9 protein-coding genes are annotated in these 8,212 nt (G+C 68.4%); 3 read left to right on the forward strand and 6 right to left on the reverse strand.

Annotated elements, in window-relative coordinates; translation table 11 throughout:
- The first annotated feature begins 24 nt into the window (after positions 1-24).
- Entirely contained in the window at positions 25-966 is a 942-nt protein-coding gene (locus QZV94_RS06880; RefSeq protein ID WP_293677069.1) for a GlxA family transcriptional regulator, read from the forward strand.
- On the opposite strand, the gene QZV94_RS06885 is transcribed toward QZV94_RS06880, so the two are convergent.
- The 4 genes from QZV94_RS06885 to QZV94_RS06900 all read right to left on the reverse strand — a co-directional run bounded on the left by QZV94_RS06885 (position 944) and on the right by QZV94_RS06900 (position 4,327).
- Complete coding sequence (locus QZV94_RS06885; protein WP_293677070.1) at positions 944-1,507, reverse strand: DUF1003 domain-containing protein; 564 nt, start codon at positions 1,505-1,507, stop codon at positions 944-946. The two genes, QZV94_RS06880 and QZV94_RS06885, sit on opposite strands and share 23 nt — an antisense overlap.
- A 78-nt stretch (positions 1,508-1,585) precedes the next feature.
- A complete protein-coding gene (locus QZV94_RS06890) occupies positions 1,586-2,461 on the reverse strand; it encodes a cell wall hydrolase (protein ID WP_293677071.1) in 876 nt (291 codons plus the stop codon).
- A gap of 547 nt (positions 2,462-3,008) precedes the next feature.
- A complete protein-coding gene (locus QZV94_RS06895) occupies positions 3,009-3,989 on the reverse strand; it encodes a hypothetical protein (protein WP_293677072.1) in 981 nt (326 codons plus the stop codon).
- Positions 3,986-4,327 (reverse strand): PadR family transcriptional regulator, encoded by a 342-nt coding sequence (locus QZV94_RS06900; RefSeq protein ID WP_293677073.1) that lies wholly within the window; start codon positions 4,325-4,327, stop codon positions 3,986-3,988. Before QZV94_RS06900 ends, QZV94_RS06895 begins: the two co-directional genes overlap by 4 nt.
- Before the next feature lie 215 nt (positions 4,328-4,542).
- Here QZV94_RS06900 and QZV94_RS06905 point away from each other — a divergent pair, with 215 nt between their 5' ends.
- A complete protein-coding gene (locus QZV94_RS06905; protein ID WP_293677074.1) occupies positions 4,543-5,436 on the forward strand; it encodes an alpha/beta hydrolase in 894 nt (297 codons plus the stop codon).
- 6 nt (positions 5,437-5,442) lie between these two features.
- On the opposite strand, the gene QZV94_RS06910 is transcribed toward QZV94_RS06905, so the two are convergent.
- Both QZV94_RS06910 and QZV94_RS06915 read right to left on the reverse strand, forming a co-directional pair.
- Entirely contained in the window at positions 5,443-5,682 is a 240-nt protein-coding gene (locus tag QZV94_RS06910; protein WP_293677075.1) for a DUF2188 domain-containing protein, read from the reverse strand.
- A gap of 221 nt (positions 5,683-5,903) precedes the next feature.
- The gene (locus QZV94_RS06915; protein ID WP_293677076.1) at positions 5,904-7,553 is read right to left on the reverse strand and encodes an FAD-dependent oxidoreductase; all 1,650 of its coding nucleotides are present in this window, start codon (positions 7,551-7,553) and stop codon (positions 5,904-5,906) included.
- Between the two features lie 272 nt (positions 7,554-7,825).
- On the opposite strand from QZV94_RS06915, the gene QZV94_RS06920 reads away from it, so the two are divergent.
- On the forward strand, positions 7,826-8,212 hold a 387-nt coding region (locus tag QZV94_RS06920; RefSeq protein WP_293677077.1), incomplete at its 3' end, for a DEAD/DEAH box helicase family protein.

Raw genomic sequence — 8,212 nt, forward strand, 5'->3', positions numbered from 1 at the left:
GCCAATGTTCCCTCATAACATGCCATGACCCTCCGCCTCGCTGTCACCATCTTCCCTGGCTTCCAGTTGCTCGACGCTGCCGGCCCAATCGCGGTGTTCGAGATGGCGTCCCGCTTCAGTCCGGGCGCCTACGAGGTGCGAGTCCTGGCGCCCGCCGGGGGTCAGGTCACGAGCACGTCCGGCGTGACGTTCGGCGCCGAGAACCTGTGCGATGGCCCATGGGACACGCTGATGGTTGTGGGCGGTGACACCCGGCGTGCGATCAAGGAGTCATCGGCGATCACCGACTGGCTCCGCCGTGCAGCGCCCGCGGCCCGGCGGGTGACCAGCGTGTGCTCCGGCGCTTACTTCCTGGCCGAGGCCGGACTGCTCGACGGCCGGCGCGCCACCACCCATTGGGGCAGCACGGATCACTTCGCGCGGCGCTATCCGGAGGTGAAGCTGGACGCCGATCGCATCTTCATCCGCGATGGGGACGTCTGGACCTCCGCCGGCATCACCGCCGGCATCGATCTGGCTTTGGCGCTGGTGGAGCAGGACCTGGGCGGCGAGGTGGCGCGGCGGGCGGCCCAGCAGCTGGTGGTCCACCAGCGCCGTCCGGGGGGGCAGTCCCAATTCTCCGCCCTCATCGAACTGGGTGGGCGCTCGGGCCGCTTCGCCGAGCTGATGGACTGGATGCGCGCGCACCTGGCCGAGCCCCTGACGGTCGAGCGCCTTGCCGACCAGGCCGCCATGAGCCCCCGCAACTTCGCCCGCGCCTTCACGGCCGAGACCGGGACCACGCCGGCCAAGGCGGTGGAGCGGCTGCGCCTCGAGGCCGCGCGCACCGCTGTGGAGACCAGTCACACGCCCATCGACCGTGTGGCCGATACGGTCGGCTTCGGCGATCCGGAAAGGATGCGCCGCGCCTTCCTGCGGGCCTTCGGCCAGCCGCCCCAGGCCCTCAGGCGCTCGGCCCGCGGCTGACGTCCGGCCCCTGTTCGCGCAGGATGCTGAGGGCCTCGTTCTGCCGCTTGATGATGCCGAGCAGCTCTCGCTTGCGCATCGCATCGACCTTGTCGCGCAGGTGCATGATCTCGAGCTCGGCGCGCAGGTTGACGATGTAGTCCTGCTCGGCGGAAGCCCTGTCGCGCGCGGCCGCGCGGTTCTGGCTCATCATGATCACCGGAGCCTGGATCGCCGCCAGCATCGACAGCATCAGGTTGAGGAAGATGAAGGGATAGGGATCGAAGGCCAGGCTGAAGATCCTGGTGGCGACGTTCCAGCCCATCCACACGACCAGGACCACGCCGAAGCCGATGATGAAAGCCCAGGACCCGCCGATGGCCGCCACCCGGTCGGCCAGTCGCTCGCCGAAGGTCCGGCCGTCGAGCTGCAGCTTGGGATGCACACTGGTCGGGGTCTGGTTGGCGATCAGGTCGATGACGCTGCGCTGGACCGGCGTGAGGTCGTCGTAGGAACTGCCCAGCAGGTCCTTGGCGAGTTGCGTGTGGGCGTCGACGGTCATCCGATTGCTCCCGCGGGCTTGGGCTGCAGCACACAAGCCCGCCGCGCAGCTCTGATCAACCGCTTGGCGAGCGGCCTGTCAGGACCCGGCGGTGGAAACCGGCTGAGGCGCGGTGAGCATGGCCGCCTCGGCGGGCTTCGGGGACGCCACGGCCTGGGCTGGGTCCGGCGTCGGAGGCTGGATGGACGCCTCGATGGCCTCCTCCATCGCCGGCGACACCTGCAGGTCCAGCGTCTGAGCCGCGGGCAACGAGACTAGCATCACCTGCGCCATTGCCGGCTCGTCAGTAGGCGCAGCGCGCAGCTTGCGGGGCGAGAACTTGTAGAAGACGTGCGCGCCAACCTGGGCCACACGAGCCATGTGCGGCGCCCAGAACGGCGAGACGGCGGTCGTATGATAGTGCGTCGCCGAGCCGACGTAGCGGGTCACGTTACCAGCCAGGACCCTCGCGGCGATGCTCCGAGCCTCGTCCCAGGCGGCGCGCTCGGGGCGACTGCGCATGGAGCCGTCGCAGGCGAAGCTGAACTGGCACCCACGGCGGTTGGAGCCTTGAAACACCACGGCGCAGACCGACTTCGGGTAGGCCGGGTGCTTGACCCGGTTCAGAACCACCTGGGCCACCGCGACCTGGCCGCGAACATCCTCGCTGCGGGCCTCGTAGTAGACGGCCTCGGTGAGGCAATCGAGATCGGCCCGGCGCTTGGGCTTGGCCGCGGGGCGGTTCACGACGAAGCGATTGGCCACTCTCTGAACGCCGGCGGTGGCGTCGAAGTCGTGGCGCGACACTCGCGGGTCCTTGCCCACATGGCCTTCCAGGCGCGTACGGCTATTGGCGGCGAACTCGGTCGTCCGCTGGGCGGCCGCCAATTCGACGCTGTGGCGGGCCAAGCCCGCGTTCATGTAGATCGCACCCAAGCCCAGCCCAGCGCTGGAGCCCAACAAAGCGGCGCTCATCAGCGCGGGCCATCGGCCCTGCGCCTGCGTTCCATATGACAAACTGAACGGTCCTCAGTGGCGAGGGCCCACGCCCCCCGGCTCATTGTCGCCGCGACTGCCCCTGCTCGTGCTGGTAGCGGTCGCCGGCAGGCCCGCCCCGAGATCCGTTGTGGGGGAGGCGACGGCAAATGATGAAGGGGATATGAATGCAGGCAAGCGCCTTGGCAACACTTTTTTGCACCGCAGCATTAACGGTGCGGGCCTGAGGAGGTCCGGTTCAGGAGGCGCTAACCGTATATAGCCATGACAACCCAGGGCATTTTCGGAAAGTTCCCCGCGCTCTGCACTTAGTCTTCGTTGAACGCCGCAATCTTCTGCAACCGTGCAAGTTAACCTTGTCCCGGTCCCGGGCCAACTCGAAGCCGGAAGCCCGCATCTGGCGCCGGAATTGCTGCGTACCCGTTCTGAGAACAACGGGGGAGCGCAGGATGCGCAATCTCATATTCGCACTGGCCGCACTGATCGGCGTGATGATGGTCGCTGCGAGCGCCGCGCACACGTCGTTCTAGGCTGCGCGGGTCGAGAGCGGCGTCTGGGCGTCCTGCCTCGCCCGCCACAAGCGCCGCGCGTCAAATACGGCCTTGATCGCCATGCTGACCGCGGTGACGACCAGGCTGACCTTGACGCCGAGATCGAAGTTCTCCTGCACCGTCGGGAGCAGGTGTGAAGGGATCAGGGTGGACGTAACGTTCACCCAGTGGCCGGCCTGCAGCAGTCCCAGGCTCATTCCGACCACGATGACCGACCGGACGAGCGTCAGGGTCGCGTTCAACTGCGCTGCGCCTGGCCGCATGAGGCCGACCACGTTGGTGAGGAGCCCGTAGCCCGAGTAGGCCAGCACCGGCCAGAACCAGGGGTCGAACACGGTCCTGTCCAGCTCCGCCACCAGGTCGCCCAGAGGGAACAGGTTGCGGAAGCGGATGATCTCAAGCCACCACAGGATGAAGACGACTTCCATGCCGATTTCGACCTCGCGCTCGAACGGCGACGTCGGCTTGACACCCGCTGGCGGCAGCTGTCGCGGCCGCCAGCGATAGACGAAGCGCTGCAGGTTCAACCGCTCGACGACGACCGCCACCAGCGTCACCGCCCCGAACGTCGTCAGCAGCGCAGTCACCAGGCTCGGGAACTGATCGTCGGCGAACGGGCCGCCCACCGCGAAGGTCAGATGCAGGATCGCGACCACGAGGTAGACGGCCGCCACGATGCAAAGGCTCAGCTTCAACCCGGCCCACCATACCGGGAATACTTCGGGTCCCACCAGGTGCTGCACCTTACGGTAGCGCCCCGCGATGATCAGCGGATGGCCGAATTCCAGGAGCACGGCCTCAACCTCGCTGCGCTCGAGGGGACGGCCGGCGGCCTCCTCTCGGAGTTCGATCTTGGTGAGCAGCTCATCGCGCAGCTCGGCGGTGATATCGACGCGCTGGCGGTCAGGCAGTTCGCGGCCCACGGCGGCCAGGTAGCGGTCCAGAAGGTCTTTCATGGCTTGTCCTTGAGGATGGCGTGCACCGCCCCGTTAAGGCGCGACCACTCCTCGACCAGGCGGTCGAGCACGGCGCGGCCTTCTGGCGAGAGCGTGTAGAAGCGCTTGTTGCGCCGCTCTTCCTCGCGCCATTCGCTGGTCAGGAGACCCTGGGCCTCCAGCCGGCGCAGCATGGGGTAGAGGGCGCCTTCGTCGATCTCCACCCCGGCCTCGGCGAGGGCCTTGCGCAGGGTGTAGCCGTAGTGCTCGGCTTTCAGCTGCCCCAGGACGGCCAGGATCAGAGATCCGCGGCGCAGCTCCTGGCGGAGCGTCTCGAAAATGTCGGTATCGTTTGGCATCTGCTGTGCGTCGTACACTGTGTGATACACAGTGTCTAGCGCATACTGTGTATCACACGGTACTTTCCTCCGGTCCCGGAAAGGTTGTTCGTGACGCGAGACGGCTGGGGAAGCGTGGGTTACTGCGCGGGGCGCCGGAGAGGATCACCCCCTTCCCCACCCCGCTCGCCTCCGGCAAGCTGCCCCTTTCCTCTAGCGAGGCAATGGAGGCGCGGATGATCCGCACGATGATGGCGCTGCTCGCGGCCTTGGCGCTGACGGGCGCCGCCCAGGCTGCACCGCTGGACAAGTACGCGACCAACAACGGCGTGAAGATCCACTATGTCGCCGACGGCCAAGGTCCGCTGGTGGTGATGATCCACGGCTTCCCCGACTACTGGGCGACCTGGAAGCCGTTGATGGCCGAGCTGAGCAAGGCGGGCTACCGGACCGTCGCCCTGGACACCCGGGGCTACAACCTCTCGGACAAGCCGCAGGGGGAGGCAGCCTACGCCATGCCCAATCTGATCGGCGACGTGGCCGCGGTGATCGCCGCCGAGGGCCAGAAGAACGCCATCGTCATCGGCCACGACTGGGGCGCGGCGATCGCCTGGCAGACCACGTTCAACCGGCCGGACCTGGTCAACAAGCTAGTGATCCTGAGCGTACCGCACCCGGCCGGCATGTTCCGCGAACTCGCCGCCAACGCCGACCAGCAGAAGAACAGCGAGTATGCGCGCAACTTCCAGAAGGCCGGGTCGGAGAAGACCCTCACCGCCGAAGGCCTGGCCGGCTGGGTGAAGGATCCGGCTGAGAAGCCTGGCTACGTCGAGGCCTTCAAGCGCTCCGACTTTGCCGCGATGATGAACTACTACCGGGCCAACTATCCCCGTGGGGTCGGCGAAAACGCCCCGCCACCGCCCGACCCGCCGCAGATCAAGGTCCCCGTGCTGGTGCTGCACGGCATGAAGGACACGGCGCTGAACGCCGCGGGCCACGCCGGCACGTGGAACCATGTGGACGCCGACACCACCCTGGTCATGTTCCCGCAGGCCGGCCACTTCGTGCAGCACGACGCGGAGGGTCAGGTGAATCGCACCATCCGCGACTGGCTGGACGCGCGCCGCTAGACGCTGTCAGTCGTCGACCTTGGTGTCCGGGCGGTCGTCGCCGGCGTCGACTTCCGAGCGCCACTTGCCTGACGAGTCTTCGTATTCGATGCCGGCCGTCTCGCCGGACACGCGTTGTTCGCCGGCGGCGCGCACCGCGGCGCGGTGCGCCGCGTCGTGGGTTGGGAACGTCTCGGAGAAGGTGTCGCCGACCTTGTAGGCCCAGCCGCCGTCGTGTTCGACGACATGGTAGATGAGTTCCGTCATGGGATCGGTTCCTTGTTCCGATGGCGTGGACGTGCGCCATAACGTGGCGGTTCGGCGATTGGTCGCATCAGCCGACGTGACCGCAGACGTGCGGCAGAGCCGCAGATGCAGCCAGCCCGACCCGGACTGCAGGCGCTCCTAGCACCCGCGTGCTCGACGTCACCGCGGCGATGACGGCGGCGTGCGGGCAGGCGTCTTCCATGCAGGACCTCGGGAGCTGATCAGGCGGAGGCGTTGGCCAGGTGGCTGTGGAGGATCGCCACCACCTGGGCGCCCTCTCCCACTGCGGCGGCCACGCGCTTGACCGAGCCCGCGCGGACGTCGCCGATGGCGAAGACGCCAGGCAGGCTGGTTTCCAGCGGGCGGCGGTCGGCGGTATCGCCGGTCAGGACGAACCCCTTCGCGTCCAGGGCGACGCCCGAGCCGGTCAGCCAGTCGGTGTGGGGATCGGCGCCGACGAACAGGAAGAGGTGGCGCAGCGCGCGTTCCGTCTCGACGCCGGAGCGGCGGTCGCGCCAGCGGATGGCCTCGAGCTGGCCGTTCCGGCTCTTCAGCTCGCGCACCTCGACGCCGGTGACCAGTTCGACGTTGGGCAGCGACCGGATGCGGTCGATCAGGTAGCGCGACATGCTGGCTTCCAGCCCTGGGCCGCGGACCAACATCCAGACCTTGCGGACCTGGCTGGCCAGATAGACCACCGCCTGGCCCGCCGAGTTGCCGGCGCCCACCAGCGCCACCTCCTGGCCTGCGCAGAGCCGGCCTTCCAGGGGCGAGGCCCAGTAGTGGACCGAGGCGGCCTCGCAGGCCTCCAGGCCGACAGCGTCGAGGCGGCGGTAGCGGGCGCCGGCGGCGATCACCACTGCGCGGGTGCGCACCTGTTCGGCGTTGCTGAGCGCCACGGCGTAGCCGCCGTCCGGGTGCGGTGACAGACTGGCGACCTCGTCGGGGATGGCCATCTCGACCCCGAACTTCTGCGCCTGGTTGTAGGCCCGCGCCATCAGCGCCAAGCCGCTGATCCCGGTGGGGAAGCCCAGGTAGTTCTCGATGCGGGCCGAGGCGCCCGCCTGGCCGCCGAACGCGCGACAGTCCAGGACCAGCACCGACAGCCCCTCGGACGCCGCATAGACCGCAGTCGCCAGTCCGGCCGGGCCGGCGCCCACCACTGCCACGTCGTAGAGCCGGTTGGGATCGATCGGCGCCACAAGTCCCAAGCAGCGCGCGAGTTGAGCCTCCGGCGGGTTGCGCATCAGCGAACCGTCTGGGCAGAGCACGATGGGAAGATCGTCGGCCGCCACCCCGAAGCGCGCGATCAGACCGTTGGCGTCGGCGTCCTCGGCGGGATCGAGACGGCGGTGCGGGTGGCCGTTGCGCGTCAGGAAGCCTTCCAGGCGGAGCACGTCGGCGTCGTCGCCTCGGCCCACGATCACCGGGCCGCCCGAGCCGCGCTCCAGCAGTCCAACGCGGCGCAGGATCAGGGCGCGCATGATGCGCTCGCCCAGCTCGGCCTCGGCCACCAACAGCGCGCGCAGCCGTTCAGGCGGGATGATCAGGGCGCTCACCGGAGTGGCGGCCAGGGCATCCACCAGCGCGGGACGGCCCGAGAGCTGGGCGAGCTCGCCCACGAATCCCCCAGCCCGATGGGTGACGATCAGCGTGCGCTCGCCCAGCTCATCGCTGCCGAACACCTCGACCTCGCCCGAGAAGATCACCGCCAAGCCGTGGCCAGGCTCGCCCACCCGCTCCAGCGCCTCCCCCGCGGCGAAGTCCTGAACCGTCCCGAACCCCCGCAGGCGGTCGAGCTCGGCCGCCGACAGGGTGGGAAACCTCTGCGGGTCGCGCGTGTCACTCGAGGTAGGCGCTGGCTTGCTCAAGGCGTCTGCGGGTCTGGCGGCTGGAAGCCGCGGGAACACCCTTATGCCGCCTGGGAAACGCGCGCGCTACCTCGGCAGCATCGACTCGCGTAACGGACCAAGCCTTGGCGTCGAGGCGTGAAGCGCTCCGTCAGCCAACACGTGGTCGCTGCTGACACCCTGCTGTCAGCAGGCCTGCGCGAGGGTGGCGAACCTGACCTGGAGCGCCTACCTTGCACGCCATGCGCCGCCCTGCCGAGCCCGCCCCGCCGACATCCCCAGGGGTCGCCGATATGTCGGCGGCGTTCGACTACGACGAGAACACCATGCCGATGCTGTGGAAGCCGCATCGGCCGACACGGCCAGACAAGTCCGAGGGTGGGCAGAGGTTCAAACTGGTCAGCGCCTACGAGCCGGCCGGGGACCAGCCGACGGCGATCGCGGAACTGGTGGCCGGGCTGGAGGGCCAGGAGCACGAGCAGGTGCTGCTCGGCGTCACCGGGTCGGGCAAGACCTTCACCATGGCCAAGGTCATCGAGGCGACCCAGCGGCCCGCGCTGATCCTGGCGCCCAACAAGACGCTGGCCGCCCAGCTCTACAGCGAATTCAAGAGCTTCTTCCCCGAGAACGCGGTGGAGTTCTTCGTCTCCTACTACGATTACTACCAGCCCGAGGCCTAC

The organism is uncultured Phenylobacterium sp. (genome assembly GCF_902826855.1).
Classification (GTDB): domain Bacteria; phylum Pseudomonadota; class Alphaproteobacteria; order Caulobacterales; family Caulobacteraceae; genus Phenylobacterium.

Bases quoted from the DNA above. Each gene is read 5' to 3' on its own strand.
- QZV94_RS06880 (WP_293677069.1), top strand. From the start codon at position 25: ATGACCCTCCGCCTCGCTGTCACCATCTTCCCTGGCTTCCAGTTGCTC.
- QZV94_RS06885 (WP_293677070.1), bottom strand. From the start codon at position 1,507: ATGACCGTCGACGCCCACACGCAACTCGCCAAGGACCTGCTGGGCAGT.
- QZV94_RS06890 (WP_293677071.1), bottom strand. From the start codon at position 2,461: ATGAGCGCCGCTTTGTTGGGCTCCAGCGCTGGGCTGGGCTTGGGTGCG.
- QZV94_RS06895 (WP_293677072.1), bottom strand. From the start codon at position 3,989: ATGAAAGACCTTCTGGACCGCTACCTGGCCGCCGTGGGCCGCGAACTG.
- QZV94_RS06900 (WP_293677073.1), bottom strand. From the start codon at position 4,327: ATGCCAAACGATACCGACATTTTCGAGACGCTCCGCCAGGAGCTGCGC.
- QZV94_RS06905 (WP_293677074.1), top strand. From the start codon at position 4,543: ATGATCCGCACGATGATGGCGCTGCTCGCGGCCTTGGCGCTGACGGGC.
- QZV94_RS06910 (WP_293677075.1), bottom strand. From the start codon at position 5,682: ATGACGGAACTCATCTACCATGTCGTCGAACACGACGGCGGCTGGGCC.